The organism is Carboxylicivirga sediminis (assembly GCF_018156225.1).
In the GTDB taxonomy this organism is placed as follows: Bacteria; Bacteroidota; Bacteroidia; order Bacteroidales; family Marinilabiliaceae; genus Carboxylicivirga; species Carboxylicivirga sediminis.
Genome location: NZ_JAGTAR010000031.1, coordinates 20,074 through 40,625 on the forward strand (window position 1 = coordinate 20,074; position 20,552 = coordinate 40,625).

14 protein-coding genes are annotated in these 20,552 nt (G+C 38.6%); 2 read left to right on the forward strand and 12 right to left on the reverse strand.

Features of this window, described 5'->3' with window-relative positions; all coding sequences use genetic code 11:
* The 12 genes from KDU71_RS17615 to ileS form a co-directional block, all read right to left on the reverse strand.
* On the reverse strand, window positions 1-1,029 hold the full coding sequence (locus tag KDU71_RS17615; RefSeq protein ID WP_212192415.1) for a hypothetical protein: 1,029 nt from the start codon (window positions 1,027-1,029) through the stop codon (window positions 1-3).
* A 41-nt stretch (window positions 1,030-1,070) separates the two neighbouring features.
* Window positions 1,071-3,554: a LuxE/PaaK family acyltransferase gene (locus KDU71_RS17620; protein ID WP_212192416.1), complete on the reverse strand. Its 2,484-nt coding sequence runs from the start codon at window positions 3,552-3,554 to the stop codon at window positions 1,071-1,073.
* Window positions 3,551-4,687 carry an iron-containing alcohol dehydrogenase family protein gene (locus KDU71_RS17625; RefSeq protein WP_212192417.1) on the reverse strand — a complete coding sequence of 379 codons (1,137 nt, stop codon included), beginning with the start codon at window positions 4,685-4,687 and terminating at the stop codon, window positions 3,551-3,553. The genes KDU71_RS17620 and KDU71_RS17625 overlap by 4 nt, the downstream gene beginning before the upstream one ends.
* Window positions 4,688-4,690: 3 nt before the next feature.
* On the reverse strand, window positions 4,691-6,148 hold the full coding sequence (locus tag KDU71_RS17630; RefSeq protein ID WP_212192418.1) for a class I adenylate-forming enzyme family protein: 1,458 nt from the start codon (window positions 6,146-6,148) through the stop codon (window positions 4,691-4,693).
* Window positions 6,149-6,150: 2 nt separating this feature from the next.
* The gene (locus KDU71_RS17635) at window positions 6,151-6,384 is read right to left on the reverse strand and encodes an acyl carrier protein (protein ID WP_212192419.1); all 234 of its coding nucleotides are present in this window, start codon (window positions 6,382-6,384) and stop codon (window positions 6,151-6,153) included.
* A gap of 10 nt (window positions 6,385-6,394) precedes the next feature.
* A complete protein-coding gene (locus tag KDU71_RS17640; protein ID WP_212192420.1) occupies window positions 6,395-7,543 on the reverse strand; it encodes a LegC family aminotransferase in 1,149 nt (382 codons plus the stop codon).
* A gap of 16 nt (window positions 7,544-7,559) precedes the next feature.
* Window positions 7,560-8,747, reverse strand: a complete 1,188-nt coding sequence (locus tag KDU71_RS17645) for a UDP-N-acetylglucosamine 4,6-dehydratase (RefSeq protein ID WP_212192421.1) — start codon at window positions 8,745-8,747, stop codon at window positions 7,560-7,562.
* A gap of 11 nt (window positions 8,748-8,758) precedes the next feature.
* The gene (locus tag KDU71_RS17650; RefSeq protein WP_212192422.1) at window positions 8,759-9,868 is read right to left on the reverse strand and encodes a Wzz/FepE/Etk N-terminal domain-containing protein; all 1,110 of its coding nucleotides are present in this window, start codon (window positions 9,866-9,868) and stop codon (window positions 8,759-8,761) included.
* A gap of 675 nt (window positions 9,869-10,543) precedes the next feature.
* Complete coding sequence (locus tag KDU71_RS17655) at window positions 10,544-12,970, reverse strand: SLBB domain-containing protein (RefSeq protein ID WP_244828558.1); 2,427 nt, start codon at window positions 12,968-12,970, stop codon at window positions 10,544-10,546.
* A 359-nt stretch (window positions 12,971-13,329) separates the two neighbouring features.
* Window positions 13,330-13,932, reverse strand: a complete 603-nt coding sequence (locus KDU71_RS17660) for a lipoprotein signal peptidase (RefSeq protein WP_212192423.1) — start codon at window positions 13,930-13,932, stop codon at window positions 13,330-13,332.
* A gap of 152 nt (window positions 13,933-14,084) precedes the next feature.
* The gene (locus KDU71_RS17665) at window positions 14,085-14,462 is read right to left on the reverse strand and encodes a TraR/DksA family transcriptional regulator (RefSeq protein WP_212192424.1); all 378 of its coding nucleotides are present in this window, start codon (window positions 14,460-14,462) and stop codon (window positions 14,085-14,087) included.
* 29 nt (window positions 14,463-14,491) lie between these two features.
* Window positions 14,492-17,923: an isoleucine--tRNA ligase gene (ileS, locus tag KDU71_RS17670; RefSeq protein ID WP_212192425.1), complete on the reverse strand. Its 3,432-nt coding sequence runs from the start codon at window positions 17,921-17,923 to the stop codon at window positions 14,492-14,494.
* Between the two features lie 226 nt (window positions 17,924-18,149).
* On the opposite strand from ileS, the gene KDU71_RS17675 reads away from it, so the two are divergent.
* Both KDU71_RS17675 and KDU71_RS17680 read left to right on the forward strand, forming a co-directional pair.
* Window positions 18,150-18,851, forward strand: coding sequence for a DUF5020 family protein (locus KDU71_RS17675; protein ID WP_212192426.1), 702 nt, complete (start codon window positions 18,150-18,152; stop codon window positions 18,849-18,851).
* Between the two features lie 16 nt (window positions 18,852-18,867).
* Entirely contained in the window at window positions 18,868-20,169 is a 1,302-nt protein-coding gene (locus KDU71_RS17680) for an NCS2 family permease (protein ID WP_212192427.1), read from the forward strand.
* Window positions 20,170-20,552: the final 383 nt, after the last annotated feature.

Sequence of the window (20,552 nt, forward strand, 5' to 3'; positions counted from 1 at the left end):
TCAAATTGATTCTAATTGATTTGGGCGATCTTGGTCTGCATCTCCTTTATAAATTACTAAGTCTTCGTGTTCTGAATCTGTAGCAAACTCTATTCTTATATTCTTTTTGAGAAAAGGTTCAAAATAGTTAGGAATAGTCACCTCCTCAGAACTATGGTCTAACTCAATAAACCCATGCTTGTCAAATATCTTAGCTGATACTCCATAATTCAAACAGTCCAAATATTCAGAGTTTTCCTTTGTAAGTAATTTCTGAAATTCAGAATAAAGACAATCAACTTCATTCAGTGTTCCATAGATATCAACAATCCTTAAGCACGAAGATTCACCAACAAATTGCTTCCGAATTATAATTATAGCTTCCGCCTTGGAACCATTATAAACAGCATAGCTTTTATATTTATATGTTGGATGCTCCCTAAAACGTTTAACTAAGTAATTAATGGATTTAGTTGGAAAACAAGATACATTTATAGAAATATCATCGATATCTTTAACTTCGCGAATCTCAACATTTGTTGATTCAAACAAGGCTTTATGATCTATTTTGTTAGGAATAGAAGCAATATTGAACTCTTCACAATTAAGATTCAGTAAGTAGTAGTGTCTTAGATAGGATATTTTATAGTTTAGGACCTTGTAGATATTTTTAGCAATATCACTAATGCCAATCGCAGAATAAGTTATCCCTTCTTCCATATCCTTCAAGTGTCTCAATAAGGATATTCCTATTCCTAAATTTGCACCTTCAGCAGTTTTCCATATAGCACCCCAATAGTTTTTAGCCTCAATTTCTGGATCAAAGTGCTTGGGGGAAACATAACCTAACAGAGAATCAATAGTTCCTGTTTCTATATTTTCAGCAAGTAAAAAATTTAAATACTCTCCTTCCCTATGTTGCCACTCAAATAGTTTTTTATCTTTCAGAAAAATATGATCCTTTGACCAATGTGTTTCTATAAAATCCAAAATCGATTGCTCATCAGAAACACATGCTCTTCTAATAATATGGTTCTTCTTTGACTTCATTCTCTCATAAATGTGAATAATCATCATTAGGGGTACTTATATTATACTAAGGGTCCTCCGAATGTAGCCCATCGCACCAGGCGATCCATAATAAAAATACCATCCCATGGTGACTCAAAATTTAGCATTCTGCCAATTTCCGGACATCTCATGACACCAGATTCGACAGCTTTCGTTGCGAACTCAAGTGCTTTATCACCATTAGCGGCTAATCCAATGGTTTGCGTATCTTCATCTACATACTTCAAGCAATCCATAATAGATAATACCGGATTAACACTAATAACTCTAGAATACACGGGTTTATTCAACTCCAATTCATCGGAATAAAGAACCGTCCAAGTTGAGTCTTTGCTTGCGAAAACTTCTCCTTTAAAATCATAAACTCCCCTAATCGAATGAATTTCTGAAATCTGCTCAATACTTGTTTCACCTTTGGGAATTTGTATGGAGGTTTTCTCCAACGATGTAGCCAGGTATTCGCAAAACTGTTTAGGAGAAATATTTCCTCCACTTTCGATAAAAAGATTATGAGGAGAGGCACAGCCGGTTTGGTCAAATATACTAACATCTACAGATACTTTTCGAGCCAGTTTCTTTGCTTTCCTTTCGGTCTCAAGCATTTCTTTGGATATAGCTGAAAAAGATAGCTTTGGCCCAAAAATTATATCTTCAGTATCAAATTTAGCCGGATATTGTGCCACTGCCTGAACGGCACTTCTCCCCCCCCAGGCAATTCTAACTTCAGCTTCTTTAGACATTAATTCACCTATCAATTTATTACCTGAAGAGAAATAGACGATAGCAATAGTTTTTAATAGATCGTTCCCTTTAATTGTATACCCGCCAGGGGTAGTAAATTCTGTATCTTCAAAAGCTTGTAAGAGCTTGGTAAATACACCATCGTCATTAGAAGAGACCTTAAGTAAATTGACATTTTTAGTTAAAATACATTGAATTAGTGCAAACATTCCCAAAATTTGGACATTTCCAGCCAACCAATGAGCAACTAACCCTCTTGCATTCGCTTTAAGAAATTGCTTTCGCGATTGCCCGAAACTTAGGAACGATTCAATGTATCGTCTGTTACCTCTTAAGCCTAATGTTGCAATGCGATTCAGGTGTTCTGGTTGGGACCAGCTAGCAAGGAATGAAAGTCCTTTATCTTTGAGATTAACTAGTTCTCCTTCTGCTCTCATCCATTTCTTCGAAACTTTGCCAATCAAACCAATTAAGGCATCAATAGGTTGATCATTCAACCATTTTTTCCTTTCCTTTAGTTGATCAATGACAGCTTGTAACTTTTTCTCATCTGAAAAATCCGAGGCTATCGGGGTATTCTTCCAATATATAACCTGAAGTTTATCGGATCCAGAATGAGAAGTGTAAATATCGACATCAGAGAACTTCAGCTTACTTGACAATATATCACCACAACCGCGCACTTCTGCTTTTTTAAGGCGACCTAACACCTTAAACCTTGTACCTTTTCTTTTATAGGGACAAGGTTCATTATTTACAACTCCTATATCATCAGTTAAAATAACATTTCCAGGGTAAGAATGTTGAATAGGGGATACGAATTGTAATACACCTTCTTCCCCATCAGGAAGAACTTCTCGTGTGGCAGGATCTCTTACAATGACTTCAGAGTAGGCAGGAACATGTTTATATCCACATTCACAATCTGGATAATTCAATCCCATTTGTTCAGTAAAGCCATATATATCAATAACATCGGCATCTCTAATGCCGAAAACGGAAGCAACTTGTTCATTAAACTTTTCTTTGCTTATTTTCTCTGATTCAAGTTTTTTCCAGCCTCCAATATGTATTACTTTAGACCCCTTTGGCAAACTCAACTTTATCCCCTTCAGATTAAGCTCCTTAACAACATGACTGAACAAAATATAGGTAAATCCAAAAACAATTATAGGTTCGTCCTGAGATTGTTCTTTTACAAACTCATCTACTGATTCAAGTCTGAATTGCGCGAGATTGCTTTTACTTAATTCAAGACCATACTCAACCTTGCTGGCAAAGTTTAAGTAGCCACTAATAGCCGCATATCTTGCACCTAAAAAATTAATATTTTCGGGTTTGGGACTCACATCTACTACTATAAAAGGCTTCCTATCAGCTCCGATAAATTCCTTCATCACTTTAACCATTACTTTAGATTGCCTTTTCGAAGTGATCTTATCAACAACAACAGTGCTAGGGCGTCCAGAAGTAGCAGATGACTGTAAAGATATTTTAACTTCATTTTCAGGAACAGATCTTAACATTTGCCCCATCTCCTTAAACACACTGACTGCTACAGGAGGAATATCTTCGAGTTTACCATCAAAATTATTCGGATCAAATTGTTTTCTTGTACAAAACTGCTTATACTCATTATTGTTATTATAATGATAACACAACTCTTCGATAAGTGCACTAAGAAACAATTTCGACTTCTTATTGCTATCTAACTCGTATGGGGCCGCGCCTACTAATAAATCAACTTTACTTTTTTCCTTCATACCATTAATGACTTCAATATTGCGTCAATATAAGCTTTATCAATAACTACAGGATTACCTTGTCCACCCTTATCATTAATGATATTCTCATATAGAATCGTATTACCATACATCTTACCCAGATCATCTTTAAATGCACTAATTTCGCTTTCCAGGCTTAATTCACTCTTAACCTTATTGATTAAAGCGATCAAATCCTCATATGATTCTCCTAAACCAGAAGATTTAGCCAGTTTATTGTATTTCAACAAAGCTTCTTTATTCTTGGCATTTGCTTTAATAACTTCTGTTAAAACAAGAGCAATTCCCAATGCATGTGGGTAATTCATGGCTCCTAACTGATGGGCAATAGCATGACATGCTCCAACGATACAATGGTTTTGAACCATTCCGGCAAAATAAGATGCCATCTGAAGGTTCTGAATTTTGCATTTATCTGAATCCAATATGCCTTTATAGTTGCTAGCTATTAGACTAAGAGCTTTTTCGGCATAGACATCAATTAGTTCATTATCTACATTTGATACATATCCTTCTATTAAGTGAGCTAAAGCATCGATACATGATAAAAGCAACACTTTTTTAGGGGCATTTTCTAGAAAGATAGAATCAAAAACAACCACTTCAGGTATAAATGAATGAGAAACGACAAATTCCTTAGTAGCTTTTTCTTCATTTATCAATACAGCTGCAGATGATAACTCTGAACCACTTCCAATCGTTGTAGGAATAGCAATAAACTTTGTACTCCACTCTAACATGGAAAAATTATTGTTTTCAATATCAAAATATGGAAACTCATAAAGGCACCTTAAAATTTTGGCTCCATCGAGAACGCTTCCTCCACCAATGGCCAGTATCACATCTGGTTGGAATTCCTCAAGGTCTTTTAGATTCTCCTTAAAACTTTTGCGAGTAGGCTCATCAGCCCAAGTTTTTTTTATAAACTTTATAGAAAATGCAGAGGTGCTTTTAGTTATTAGTTCTTTGTGCCTTTCATTAATTCCAGTCCCGTGTATGACTGCTAACCTTGACATGGGCAGGGTCTTGAGTCCACCCATCGCATTTTCCCCGAATAGAATATGCGGCTGTTTTAAAATGAATTTGCTATATAGATTTTGTGGTGTCCACATTTCTTAATTCCCTTTAAGTTTTAAACGTTGTATTTTCCCTGACTTGGTTTTTGGTATTTCTTCAATCCATTCATACTCGACAGGCATCTTGTATGATTCGAGTTTACCAGCTAATGCCGTTTTAATGTCTTCAAATACTAACTTTTCATCAGATTTAACAACAAAGGCTTTGACTACTTCCCCCAATACCCCATTTTTATCTGGAATACCAACACATACCGATTCTTCAACTCCTTGAATTAAATCAATTTGTGTTTCTACTTCCATCGGATTCAATTTCTTTCCGCCAACATTAATCGTCTCTTTTATCCGACCTGCTAGCACTATATACCCCTTTTCATTACAGTAGCCAAAATCTCCTGTCCTGAAAAAAGATCCGTAGAAATAGTCTTCAGAAGGAAGCTTCCAATATGTATTTAATACATGCTCTCCTTTCACACAAATTTCACCTTCCTGGCCTGGAGCAAGTTCATTACCAAGACTATCAAAAATCTTAACTTCTACATTGGGACTAGGTTTGCCAATGGTTTCTAGTTGTTCGAACTCACTATGAAATTCTATGAAACAGGAACGTGAAGCTTCTGTTAAACCATAATGCATACAAATACGTGTCTTCGGAAGATATTTCATTAGAACATGTTTATCCTCTAATGGCAAAAAAGCACTACCAAATTCAATATACTTTAACTGATCTTTAAATTCTGAAATACGATCTCCACTCATTTTTTTCAGAAACTGCCAGGCAGACGGTACCATAGCAAGACCTGATACATTATGAAGTGCCATTAAACGAAATAATTTCTTGACACTAGCAAAGCTACCCAATAGAATAAGGGTACTCCCCTTAGATAAAGCACACCTAATTCTACCTAACCCAAAGGAGTGACTAATAGGTAACGCAATAATTTCAATATCTTCTTCCTTATTCCCGATAAACTCATTGATATTTCTTGCACTGGCTACTAAATTACTATGCGTCAACTGAACTCCTTTGGGAATTCCTGTTGTACCAGTTGTGAACAACAGGTCACTTATATCCTCCTTTTCAGGAAAGTGATATTCTATATTAGAGAATTGTTGTCCTTCCAGTATAGGAAATTTATGTGTCTGCACATTTAAGCTGGTAGTACTTAATCCTATAATACATTTAGATTTTGTGTTTTCAATAACAAAACAAAGTCGTTCATCATTAATATCAACTGCTACCGGAATAGCTATAGCTCCAATTAAATGAATTGCAAAATAGGTATAAATAAACTCAATATTCTTATCTGTTGCTAGTACTATCCTATCATCCTTCCGAATATCTAAAGTCGATTCAAGGTACATTTTAGCACTAAGAATATACTCTTTTAAAGAGCGATAAGTTACTTCCTTTTTACCATGTATTATAGCGACTTTATCAGGTATCAACTTACTATTGATAAAAACCTGTTCTACTATTGAATTCACATTTTCCATCACTATTTAATTCGTTCTTCAACTGCTTCTAATATATCACCAACATCTTCTAAATCCATTAAGACTTCTGGATCAAATTTAAAACCAAATTCGTCTTCAATTCCAGCAATAATTGTTAAGTGACCTAACGAATCCCATTTCGGGAAATCTCCAATAGCGGTTTCTTCTGTTATCTCACTCTTTTCAACACTAAGTCTTTCTGCAATAATTGAAATTACTTTCTCTGATACATTCATTATTAAAATATTAAAAAATTACACTACTTGGGATATTGACTATCCTATCTTCTAACCAAATCGAATTCTCTAAATCACCCTTTTGCTCTTTCTTGTACATCGGCAATCGACTCATTAACTTCCAAATTGGCCTTGTCATTACTCCATTGTCGTTGGAGATCTTTAAAAACTCGTCTCTCTGAGCCTTATCTTTTAATACAATAGCATTTAACCAGTAGTTTGATCTACAGTCTTTTGGCTCACAAATAAAATCAATGTCTAATTCTTTAAAAAACTCTTTGTATATACTAGCAGTTTCACGCTTACTTTTAATTATAAAATCAATTTGTTCTAGTTGAGCACAACCTATTGCAGCATTAATGTTAGGCATCCTAAGATTATAGCCAATCTCATCGTGACTAAACTCCCAAGCATGTGGTTCTTTTGCTTGTGTTGTCAAATGCTTAGCTTTCTGAGCAAGCACATTATCATTAAAGAGGAGCATTCCTCCTCCCCCAGTGGTAATTGTTTTATTGCCGTTAAAACTTAAAACTCCTACTTTCCCATAAGTTCCTGTGTGCCTACCTTTATAATAACTTCCAAGGCTTTCTGCAGCATCTTCAACAAGCTCAAGTTTATATTCCACACAAACCTGAATTAACTCATCAAGTCGAACCGGATGCCCAAAAGTATGCATCGGAACACACGCCTTGATTCTCCTTCCTGTTACCTTGTTATAACAAGCTCCTTTCTTAATTTCCGCGTTGGCAGCTAACCACTTCTTTACCGCCATTGGTGAGAGTCCAAGAGTATCGCGATCTACGTCTATAAATATCGGATACGCTCTGCAGTAAGATATCGCATTAGCTGTTGCTATAAATGTAAGAGCCTGTGTTATAACTTCATCTCCTTGCTGCACTCCTACCAGCTGTAAAGCTAAATGAAGGGCATTTGTTCCATTAACACATACTACCGCGTTTTTGGCACCTGTGTAAATTGCCATTTCATTTTCAAATCGATCAACAAACTTACCTACACTAGAAACAAATGTTGAATCAATACATTCGTTCAGATATTTCTTTTCATTGCCATTGAAAACAGGTGCATGCAAGGGAATGAAACCTTCAGAGTTATTATATATAGCCCTTATCTTATTTATAACATTATGAAAACTTCCCATATCAAATAACCTAAATTTACATTTTTGCATCAAGGTATTTTCCTTTTTCCTGATGCCCAAAATCTTTAATCATTTCATGAAACAACTGAACAATTTGCTCTTTTGACCACTTCCCTTCTATTTTTAATTCCTGGATTCTAGAAGTAAAATAATCAAGTTTATTATTATTATACTCAGGTACATTCTTAATCACACCAATATTATTAAACCGTGCTAAATCAAGTGTTTCATTTTCGGTATAAAACTCTTCAAAATCTTTCTCCCCTGTAGTATCACTTTCTGTAAATAAACAAGGCCATTTACCTTCTTCAGGAAGTGTATTAACCAATTCTCTTGCTTCATCCTCGGTAGAACACTCATATGGTTCGTACCCCAAGTCTCTTAAATATCCAATGGCAATATCTGAAAATGTAATTAAATGCAAATCTTCACTTAACTTGGGAAAGAAAATATCACGATTTTCACCGAATATACAAGACATTAAGCAAAGCTCTCCTGACTCTTTAGGAATGACGAAATAGCGCTTAATATCTTTTGGAGCAACAATAGGTTGTCTCTTTTGTATTCGTTGGTTAAATCCATGAAGCAAGCTTCCGTCAGAAAAAGCAACATTTGCAAACCTTGCAGTTGAAATTGTAATTTCTTCACTCCTGCGCATTAAAAACATTTCCATTATCCGTTTTGAGCCCCCCATCATATTTACCGGATTAGCCGCTTTATCTGTAGAAACACAAAAGTATTTTTTTGAGCCCTTACTAACTGCTTGCTGTATTGTTTTGTCTGTATTAAAAACATTAACTTCAACCATACGCATTAAAGTGAACGGATCTTTTTCACTTCTAACATGTTTGAGAGCAGATAAATTCAATACATAATCATATTTTCCATCCGCCTCAATAAACGCATCATATTCAGCTGAACCGATATCTAGAGCGAAGGTTTGAAAATCACCATCTATATAACCAAACGAACTTCTAATGTCACGTACCAGCTCAACCATATTGTTTTCGCTGATATCTACAATATGAAGCTTTTTAGGATTTCGCTTAAATATTTCTTTAGAAACAGCCTGTCCAATTGAGCCTGCACCGCCAATAACCAAGAATGATGATTTTGATACTATGTCATCAAGTTCATTATTATATCTCTCAATATCACTTGCAAATAATTCCTTATTACGTCCAATCAGGTCTAGAATATTCATAAAAATCTGCTTTATTCTTTTTTCATAATTGAGTTTAATACGAGCTTTCCAAAAATCACTCCTAAACCAATAAACCCTCCTAAGAACACACTCACCACCAAAATAATCTTTTTCTTTGGTGCACTCTTCTCAATCGGCACCTTAGCCGGTTCTAGTATGGTAAAGGCGGGTGTTTGTTCATTGACGGCTATTTTCGCTTGCTCCAACTGCTGAGCTAATCCTTTGAACACGGTAGATGACATATCGTATTCATCACTCAAACGCTGAAACTCGAGATTGACACGCTCAGACACCATATTACGATGCTGATCCTTGTAGGCGAAAAAGGACTTTTGAGCTACTTCGTATTCCGCTTTCTTTTGATCGAACTGTCCTTGCACAAACTCCAGGTGTTCACGAGATTGTTTGGTTTTGTATTTAATAATATAATCCTGCAATAACTCCACCGCTTTTTGCACCACCTGCGCCACCAATACAGGTTCGCCCAATTCAGCTGATACATTTATTAATCCCGTTTTTTTATCTACATCAATGACAATCACCTGTTCTACTGCAGCCATTGCCATTAGTTCTTCTTCGGACAGATTCAATACACCATAGTCAGTTACAGCTAATTCTTCGTCGGTAGTATCGCTTAACGCATTTTTAATCGTCCAGGGGAGACGAATGGTATATTTAGCTATTTTGCTACCTAATGACTCAATGGTATCTGCTACTGCATAGTCATAAAAGGAAATTGGCTGTTGATACCCTTCAAAATGAAATTGCTGATCAATCATCGCTTTTTTAAAGGGATAGGAATTCACCACCTGCGGATATATTTCAGCAGGAATACCTGATGACTGTCCCATCATGGAACCCAGGTTAATGCCTGCCATACTGGCTAAGCCACCTAAATTCCCCAATGCACCTGCTTGCTTTTCCTCTGATGGTATGAGCGTACAATATGCTTCATATTTAGCAGGACTGGCAAACGCAATAATTAAACCAATAAAGATAGCGATACCAATAGAATAATAAATTGTTTTACGTCCGTTCCAAATCGTTTTGACGAGTGCAATCAGGTCTATTTCATCGTCTTTGATTATTTGGAGCTTATCGTTTTTATTTTCTGTATTCATTTACTGAACTATTATTTTCTTTTATCCTCAGATGGAAATATTATTTCTTCTTTGCCCACAGATTGGCCCAGATTATCACTGATTAGAAACAACGATATTGTTTCTAATAATCGTTTTAACAATTTTAACAATCAGAGAAATTGCATAGCAATTTATTTTCTGTGTTAGTCTGTGGACTTCTTTTTTAAACCTTTGTTTAGTATCTTTTCTTGTCCGCAGATTTTCGCTGATTAGCACAGATGCAAAACAACTACGTTGTTTCTTTTTGTATAGTTACAATAGACATAGCGATGCTATTTCTTTTTCTGTGATAATCTGTGTTAACCGGTGGTCCACATTTTATGTTATGCTAGATAAAAACTTTGTTTACCACATTAAAAATAAGATTGATAAGACAAAACTAAGTATTGTTAGAATCATCCGTTGATGATTACCTTATTTTTTTGTCCGCAGATTGACGCAGATTTTACGGATTAAAAATAAATAGCGTAACTATTTCAATTCTTTCAAAATCTGTGACAATCTGCGTAATCTGTGGTTCTATCTTTTTACTATTTTCTTTTACTTGTAAACAGGTTCGCGCGAATTATCACGGATGAAAAAAGACTACGATATTTCTTTTCTGTGTGAATCTGTGATTTATTTTTTCAACTACACTATACAGTAATTATATCCTTAATTCCCCATTCGATCAGCAATAGTCACAATTGTCAATGACAAGGATGCCAACGCACTGGCCATGGCAATCCAGGCCGTTGCTGGCATTGGCTCACGCTCCGGCTTTTCAGGCACCACCACCTCTGAGCCTGGCATTACTTTAGGGTAGTTTCTAAAGAATAAGAAGCTCTTTGTGGATGCTGCTGCCCCGTTCGGGTAGATCACATAGGATTTTCCCTTTTTGGCGCGCAAACTAAACCCTCCTCCTGATTGCACATAGTGCTTCAGGCGCTTCCCTTCAATAAAGGATACTGAGAGTGGATTCAATACGCCACCTGTCACCTTCACCGTTTGGAGCTCACGTGGTATCACCAGTTCATCACCATCCTGCAAAAAGATATCATCCTTACTACCGGGTTGCTTAAGAATCTTCTCTAAATCGATACTCACCACATCAAATCCTAAATCATCAAATACCAATGAAGTATCAGATGCTACCAACTGTTCACGTAAACGTTTAACTTTTTGAGACACTTCCACCTTACGTGTCAGCATAGCCCCTTTGGCATAAGCATTTGGCGATAAACCACCCGCACGTTGAATAATCGTTGACACACGCTCTTTCTTGGAAGTCAGGCTAAATTGCCCTGCATAGTTAACCTCACCCATAATATTGACAACGCTTTTATCTTCATAGCCTGGTGAACGTCGGACAAATATTTGGTCGTATGGCTGTAGCACAAACATCGCATCTTCCCCATTCATCTTTAATTCGCGCGAAATGGTAAATTGAAATACGTGTGCTATTCTATCACCGGCCTTTTGGGCTTCATCGTATGACAGTCGTCGAGAAATCTCAATAAATGCCTCAGAAGCCGATTCCTTAAAACCACCTGCCTTAAAAACCAAATCAGATAAATTCATATCCTGATTGTAATCGAACTCACCTGGATACTGAACTTCACCAAATATTTCCACCGTTCGTATCTCACGCAGATCGTCAATTGAAGAGATTGTTATCATATCCTCTCGTTTGAGTTCAATATCAGATTCTCCTCTCAAAACGGCTCCCACATTGAAAGTGATGTTCTGAAGCGTTAAGTCTTCCATTAAACGGGTTATCAAACCTCTGTTCAGGAACACATCTTCCCTGACGCCATCTGCATTATCAATGAGTTGTTTCAGGGTTAATCCTTCCGTCAATTCATAATTACCAGGCCGATACACAGCTCCCTGTATACTTACTTTATTTTCGTAACGTTCCAATATCGTACCGGCAAAAATACTGTCACCACTCTCCAGCATTACCTGCTCATATTCTTTAGCCAGTACATCCTTAAAAGCTCGCTGACGGGATGTGGTGCGATAGAGTTCTACGCGATGTGTGTAGGCATTTTCAGTAAAACCGCCTGCGTATTCAATCATATCGCTCATCTTCTCATTGCCCTTGGCTTCAAAAATGCCGTTACGCTTAAATTCTCCCCCTACTTTTATTCGTTTCTCGTAGGTTGGAACCAAAATCACGTCACCATCACTCAGAGATACATTGACATCGCTCTTTCCTTTTATTAGAAATTCGTATACATCGAGCTTTGTTACAAGCTCACCATTACGAATCACCTGTATGGCCCTAAAAGACCCTTCTTTATTGGGACCACCTGCCAGATACAGGGCATTAAATGCTGTAGCTGTTCCTGGTACGGTATAGGTTCCTGGAACAAACACTTCACCAATGACATTTACCTTGATGGACTTAACTGTTCCCACATTGATGCTCACAAATGTTTTGGGATTTGCCGATTTTAAGTCACTATAGATGGTTGTCAACTTACTACGTATGCGCTTTTGAGCTTCCTCCTGTGTTAAACGCCCCACTTGTATTGGTCCGATGTTTGGAATATTAATGAACCCATTCTTATCAACCAGTAAATTGTAGCTCTGCTGCGAAACGCCCCACACATCGATGATTATTTCATCGCCAGGCCCCAGTACATAAGATGGTGGCACGGGTAAATTCACATTAGGTTCAAAAGTCAGTTTATCATTATTAAAGAAGGAAAAACCAAATATACGCTGATCGATTACAGCTGAATCAACAGGCATCTTCACCGACTCAATCATTCCAAATTCACTAACAGAACTTGATTCCATACCTGGCTGATTGAGGCCAGTGCCACCAGTTAACTTCACCTCATTGATGCGTTGACGGAGTTTGGTGATTTGCTCCTGGCTCATTCCTCTCGCCTGAGCTAAAGCGATAGCCTGCTGCTCACTTAAGCCACGCTTTTCCATTTCCTGAATCATTCTCAGCACCTGTGCATCTGTCATCTCATCAACATTAACAGATTTAACATCCACTGAATTAGGATCAATACTTTGTCCCCATGTGGTAACTGAAGAAGCTACCAATAGCAATAATGACAGAAACAATAATCTCATCTTCATATATATCTTTTATCTTTCTTTGCCAGAAACTTGGAACTGCTTAAGCAAGAATTACACCTGCAGTTTGAATCTTATTTTCAGCAAATATCCCTTACAAAAACTAACTATTTACGTCAGCTAGGTGACCTTTGGATACACTGCCGCTTCCTGACTCACATAGCGAAATTCCATTCATACGCAAACCAGCAATTCCTATCAGACTGTAAACCAACCCACAACACCAACCAACCCTATAGCCCAACATTTGACGGCGCGAAGTTATGGATAAATAAGGACAAAAGCACGTTAAAAAAACCTATTTTTCAACATAATAATTGTTGAAATAAATCAGGCTTCATGGTTAGTCCTTACTATTCAAACTACTCCTTAAAAAAACGTTTTTGGAAGAATAATATTATAATGATGCCAATAGTTATTGATGAGTCAGCTATATTAAAAACAGGTCGGAAGAAGATAAATGGATTTCCGCCCACATAAGGCATCCACTCAGGGTATCGTCCTTCAATCAATGGGAAATACAGCATATCAACCACCTTACCATGTAAAAATGACGAGTAACCGCCAGCTTCGGGGAAGAAAGTCGCGATTTGCCCATAACTATGATCGAATATCATTCCATAAAAAGCACTGTCGATAATATTACCAAGAGCACCTGCTAACACAAGGCCTACGCAATAAATGAGTCCCTTTGGCGCACCTTTTCTACTTAAATTAACCATGTACCAGCCAATACCCACAACCGCTACTATGCGAAAGATACTCAAAAATGCTTTGCCAAATTTACCGGCCAGCTGCATACCAAAAGCCATTCCGTTATTTTCAACAAAATGTATAATGAACCAATTGCCTAACACAGGAATCTCATCCCCAAGCATCATGTGTGTTTTGATATAAAACTTTGACACCTGATCAACCAACAGAATCAGGAAAATTATAAGAAATGATTTTTTTAATACCGACATATTCTCAAGAAATAAATACAATTAGTAATTACGGCTGACACCTTAACATGTTTCAAAAAAGATCATGCTATATAAAACGCACAAAAGACCAATGGAGTATTTACTATCATCCATTGGCCATTATGCATATTGATATTTTAAATGATATCTTTCTACTTCTGTCCCTGCTTAGCTTCCACACTCAATGTTGCATGCGGAACAGCCTTTAAACGCTCCTTAGGAATGAGCTTACCGGTTACCCGGCAAACACCATAGGTCTTGTTTTCGATGCGCACCAAGGCCGCCGAAAGATGCTGAATGAACTTTTGTTGTCGCTGAGCCAGCTTACCCGCTTCTTCTTTGGATAATACTGCAGCTCCCTCTTCCAACACTTTAAAGGTTGGTGAGGTATCCTGTGTATCATTACCATCCTGGTGAGTAATGGTATTTCTCAGCAGCTCATAATCTTTTTTGGCCTTATCAAGTTTCTTCAGAATAATCTCTTTGAATTCCTGAAGTTCTTCGTCCGAGTAACGTGTTTTTTCAGCCATAATGACTAAGTTTTAGTTTACACATACCACTAGGCCTTCATTACATGAATGGCTGTGGTTATTTCATCATCAATCTCAACGGTTGTAACACCATCGTTATTGCATGTATCAACCAATTTAACTTCTACAGCGAGTGTTTGTGCACCAATGTACTCAGCATGCTTTTCCACTGCGCTATTGATTGCGTCATGCTTTTGAATTTGCAATTTGATTTTATCTGTTACATCAAATCCAGAATCTTTGCGCAGGTTCTGAATGCGATTGACAAACTCACGGGCAATCCCTTCTTCACGCAGCTCATCTGTTACATTAATATCCAATGCAACCGTGATTTTGCCCTCATTAGTCACTAACCAACCCGGAATATCTTCAGATAATATCTCAACATCTTCAAGTGTAAGAACGATGGATTGTCCATTGACATCCAATGTAAATTGTTCTTCTTTCTCGAAGATAGCAATTTCTTCCTGACCCATGGCATTTATAGCCCCTGAAATTACCTTCATATTTTTACCATGCTTAGGTCCAAGGGTTTTAAAATTAGGCTTAATCTTCTTCACTAATACACCCGATGAATCTTTCAGGAACTCCATCTCCTTCACATTCACTTCAGTAAGCACTAAATCTTTGATAGCCTCCAACTGATGCTCAAAGGTTTCATCTAAAATTGGAATCATCACCTTACCTAAAGGCTGACGTACTTTCAGATTCACCTTACGACGCAGACTCAATACCATTGAAGAGATAGACTGCGCATACTCCATACGCTCCTCAAGTGCTTTATCAATCAGCTTCTCATCAAATTTCGGAAACTCAGCCAGGTGAACGGATACATCGGTATACCTACCTGAAACCTTATTTAAATCAGCAAATAACTGGTCGGTAAAGAACGGAGCAATAGGAGCTGATAGCAGCGCCACTGTTTCCAAACAAGCATATAGCGTCTGGTAGGCAGCCAATTTATCTTCGTTCATTTCACCACCCCAGAAACGCTTACGATTCAAACGCACATACCAGTTACTCAGGTTCTCCATCACAAAATCCTGAATGGCACGGCCAGCACGCGTCGGCTCATAGCTTTCGTAACTGTCGTTTACTTCTTTAATCAGTGAGTTAAGTAAAGACATGATCCAGCGATCAATCTCTGAGCGTTTCTCAATTGGCACCAAAGCCTCCTGGCCGGTAAATCCATCGATATTGGCATACAGGGCAAAGAATGAATAGGTATTATACAATGTTCCGAAGAACTTACGCTTCACCTCATCCACACCTGAGATATCAAACTTCAGATTATCCCATGGCTGTGCGTTGGTAATCATGTACCAGCGCAATGGATCAGAACCATACTGCTCAATTACCTCGAATGGATCTACGCCATTACCAAGGCGCTTCGACATCTTATTGCCATTCTTATCCAGAACCAGACCGTTTGAGATAATATTTTTAAAGGCCACCGAATCGAATAACATAGTGGCAATAGCATGCAAGGTAAAGAACCAGCCTCTTGTCTGGTCAACACCTTCGGCAATAAAGTCCGCAGGATATACTTCATTGAAGCCTTCTTTGTTTTCAAATGGATAATGCATTTGAGCATAAGGCATGGCACCCGAATCAAACCATACATCAATCAGGTCCGACTCGCGATACATAGGCTGCCCACTATCGGATGACAGGATAATATCATCTACATGGTGGCGGTGCAAATCAATCTTTTCGTAATTCTCTTTTGAATTATCACCCACCTCAAAACCTTCAAACGGATTTTTATCCATCAGACCGGCTTCTACGGCCTTATTTATTTCATTCATCAGCTCTTCTACAGAGCCAATACATTTTTCTTCTGTTCCATCCTCTGTCTTCCAGATAGGTAGCGGCGTTCCCCAATAGCGCGAACGGCTAAGGTTCCAGTCCACCAAATTCTCCAGCCACTTGCCGAAACGACCTGTACCTGTTGATGCAGGTTTCCAGTTGATGGTCTTGTTTAATTCAATCATGCGCTCGCGCACCGCTGTGGTTTTAATAAACCAGCTATCCAGTGGGTAGTACAATACCGGCTTATCGGTACGCCAGCAATGCGGATAGTTGTGAACGTGCTTCTCTACCTTGAAAGCCTTGTTCTCTTTCTTCAGCATCACCGATAAATCCACATCAAGGGTAGCATCTTCCTCGGTTAATGAAGGATCATAAGCATTCTTCACAAAACGACCGGCATACTCACCATAAACTTCAGTGTTTACAAACCTGGCGACAAAATCAGCATCCAGATCTTCAATTTTGAAGAACTTACCACTTTTATCAACCATCGGCTGACGTTTACCTTCTTTATCAATTAAGATGAGCGGCGCAATGCCAGCTACTTTAGCCACACGGTCATCATCAGCACCAAAGGTAGGTGCGATATGCACGATACCTGTTCCATCTTCTGTGGTTACATAGTCACCCAGAATAACGCGGAAAGCATCACCATCAGGCTTCACCCATGGCATCAGCTGCTCGTAGCGAACACCTTCCAAATCGGTTCCTACATACTCGGCCACCACCTTAAACGGTATCTTTTTATCACCTGGCTGATAAGCATCAAATTCCAGTTCAGCATTCTTAGGGTTAAAATAGTTATTCACCAATGACTTGGCAACAATAACTGAAACAGGCAACCCGGTATAAGGATTGTATGATTTAACTTTTACATATTCGATTTTCGGCCCAACAGCCAGTGCAGTGTTAGAAGGCAAGGTCCACGGCGTAGTAGTCCAGGCCAGGAAGCTTAGCGCCTCATCGTTATCAAATAGCTTTTCAGAAGCCTCGTTACGCACAATTTTAAATTGCGCCGTACAGGTAGTATCCTTCACATCGCGGTAACACCCTGGCTGGTTCAGCTCGTGGGTACTTAATCCGGTACCTGCAGCAGGCGAATAGGGCTGTATAGTATAGCCTTTGTACAACATGCCTTTTTTGTACAACTCTTTCAGCAGCCACCAAAGGGTTTCAATATATCGGTTATCGTAGGTAATGTATGGATCATCCATATCCACCCAATAGCCCATTTTATGTGTTAAGTCTTCCCACAAATCAGTGTATTTCATCACATCTTTGCGACAGGCTTCGTTATATTCGGCAACAGAAATACTCTTTCCAATATCTTCTTTGGTAATACCCAAGGCCTTTTCAACGCCCAGCTCAACCGGTAAGCCGTGTGTATCCCAACCGGCTTTACGTTTCACCAGGTAACCCTGCTGCGTTTTAAAACGGCAAAATATATCTTTAATGGTTCGCGCCATTACGTGGTGAATACCAGGAATACCATTGGCTGAAGGCGGCCCTTCGTAGAATACGAACGTTGGTTTACCTTCTCTGGTCGTAATACTCTTCTCAAATGCTCCGTTTTCTTCCCAGGTCTTCAGAACATCCTTGTTCACCTGCGACAGATTCAATCCTTTATATTCCGGAAATTTTGCGCTCATCAATTCAATATTTTACCCTAATTTTAAAAAGTTTACAAATATAGATGTTGGTGCAGTGAAAAACAAATGATTCATACCACATAACGCATCAATTTACCCTTTCTTTTACTCACTATAAATAAGCCTTCTAAAAGACAAATGCGGATATTCTTCATCAATTGCATTAACTTTTTATTTACTTTTGCGCCATCAATAACTAGTATAAACTATTAATTACACATCACTTATGAAAAGAATTCTATTTTCATTGATGGCCGCTATGGCATTTGGAGCTGTTGTAAAAGCTCAAAACCTGCAAGTTCACTATGACTTTGGTAAGGAAAGAAAAATGATTACAACCACACTGGAAATGTTTAAACCAGACAAGTATGGTAGTACCTTTTTCTTTGTTGATATGGATTACAGCAACGATGATATTCGTGGCACTGAAAATGGCATTTCATTAGGTTATTGGGAGATTGCCCGTAGCTTTAAGTGGAAAGATACGCAAAAATTCGAACCTCGCGTTGAGTTTAATAGTGGAGGTGCATGGTTTGGTCCTATCAACAATGCGTGGCTAGTGGGTGGCCAGTACACATTTAACAACGCCGACTTTAGCAGAATACTTACACTTCAAGCTAATGCCAAGCATATTAAAGATGGTAAAATCAACGATGATTTTTCTACCGAGAACCTAATGAGCTTCCAATTAACTGCTGTGTGGATTGTTCAACTAATGGAAGGAAAACTATCCTTGATGGGCTTTGCTGATTTTTGGAGAGAAGACACCTATTTCGGCGATAAGAAATTCAGATTCCTTACTGAACCACAAATCTGGTATAATACCTGTAAAAACTTCTCATTTGGTGGCGAGATCGAGATGAGCAACAACTTTGTTGAAGACGGATTTCAGGTTAACCCTACCCTGGCTGTTAAGTGGACATTCTAATTAATACAACAATATCATGTTAGAGAAATTCTTCAAACTATCAGAAAATAAAACCACTGTCAAAACAGAGATCGTTGCCGGTATCACTACGTTTATGACAATGGCCTACATCCTGGCTGTTAACCCCGATATTCTTTCGGCTACAGGCATGGATAAAGGTGCCTTATTTACCGCCACAGCAATTTCGGCTGCCATTGGCACCTTAGTTATGGCACTGTGGGCTAAATTACCATTTGCCCTGGCTCCAGGCATGGGCCTGAACGCTTTCTTCGCCTTTGGTGTATGCATTGGTATGGGCATGTCGTGGCAATTTGCATTAACAGCTGTATTCCTCGAAGGTATCCTGTTTATTTTAATGACCGTATTCAATATACGTGAGTTAATTATCAATGCGATTCCTGGCAGTATCAAAAACGCCATTTCGGTAGGTATTGGTTTATTCATTGCTTTTATTGGTATGAAAAATGCGGGTATCATTGTTGCACACGACGCCACCTTTGTTCACTTAGGTGATATGAAGAGTGGTGCTGTATTACTGGCATTGGGCGGCATTGTTATTACTGGCGTATTGCTGGCACTAAAGGTAAAAGGAGCCCTGTTAATTGGCATGGTAGCTACCACAGTAGTTGGCTTACCATTAGGCGTAACTCAGTTGCCACACTTCGATTTCTCAGTACCTTCTATCTCTTCAATTGCCTGGCAGTTTGACTGGAGCTGGCTGAATAACCCGGAAGGCATCTTCACCATGATTACTGTACTTTTCACTTTCCTTTTTGTGGATATGTTTGATACGGTAGGTACCTTAATCGGTGTGTCGACCAAAGCAAAAATGATTAATGAAGACGGCCGCATACCAAATGTGAAGCAGGCACTGATGGCTGACTCTATTGGTACTACCGTAGGAGCTGCCTTAGGTACTTCAACGGTTACAACATATGTGGAGTCTGCAGCAGGTGTTGCCGAAGGTGGACGCACCGGCTTAACAGCGTTAACAACGGCTGTATTATTTATTTTCGCATTGTTCCTGTCGCCATTATTCCTGATGATTCCGGCAGCTGCAACTGCACCTGCATTGGTGTTGGTAGGTGTAATGATGATGACACCTATTCAGAATCTGGATTTAGATGACTTTACTGAATCTATTCCTGCGTTCTTCACATTAGTGATGATGCCACTAACCTTCTCTATTGCCGAAGGTATTGTATTTGGTATCCTCTCGTATGTGATTTTGAAATTACTGACCGGTAAATTCAAGGATATTTCAATCATCAGTTACATTCTGGCTGTGTTATTCATCATGAAGTTTATTTTCATGTAACGATTGATAGTCAAAATACTTCAAAGAGGCCTTTCGAAAGATTGGCCTTTTTTTGTCCATAAACATCTCCGGTCGATACTATACCCCTTCCCGTCGCGCAAGCAGAGCTTACGGTCACGTAATTTCCCTCTCCGGTCGGTAACATACCCCTTCCGGTCACGTAAGCAGGGCTTCCGGTCGCGTAACTTCTATCTCCGGTCGGTAATATACCCCTTCCGGTCGCGTAAGCAGGGCTTCCGGTCGCATAACTTCTATCTCTGGTCAGCGCTATACCCCCTTCCGCTTGCGCAATTAGAGCTTCTTATGTCTTACCATCCCTTCCTAAACTGTTACAAAAGGCTTGTTGGTCCTTACATTGGGTTCTTTGGATATTAGAATGAGCT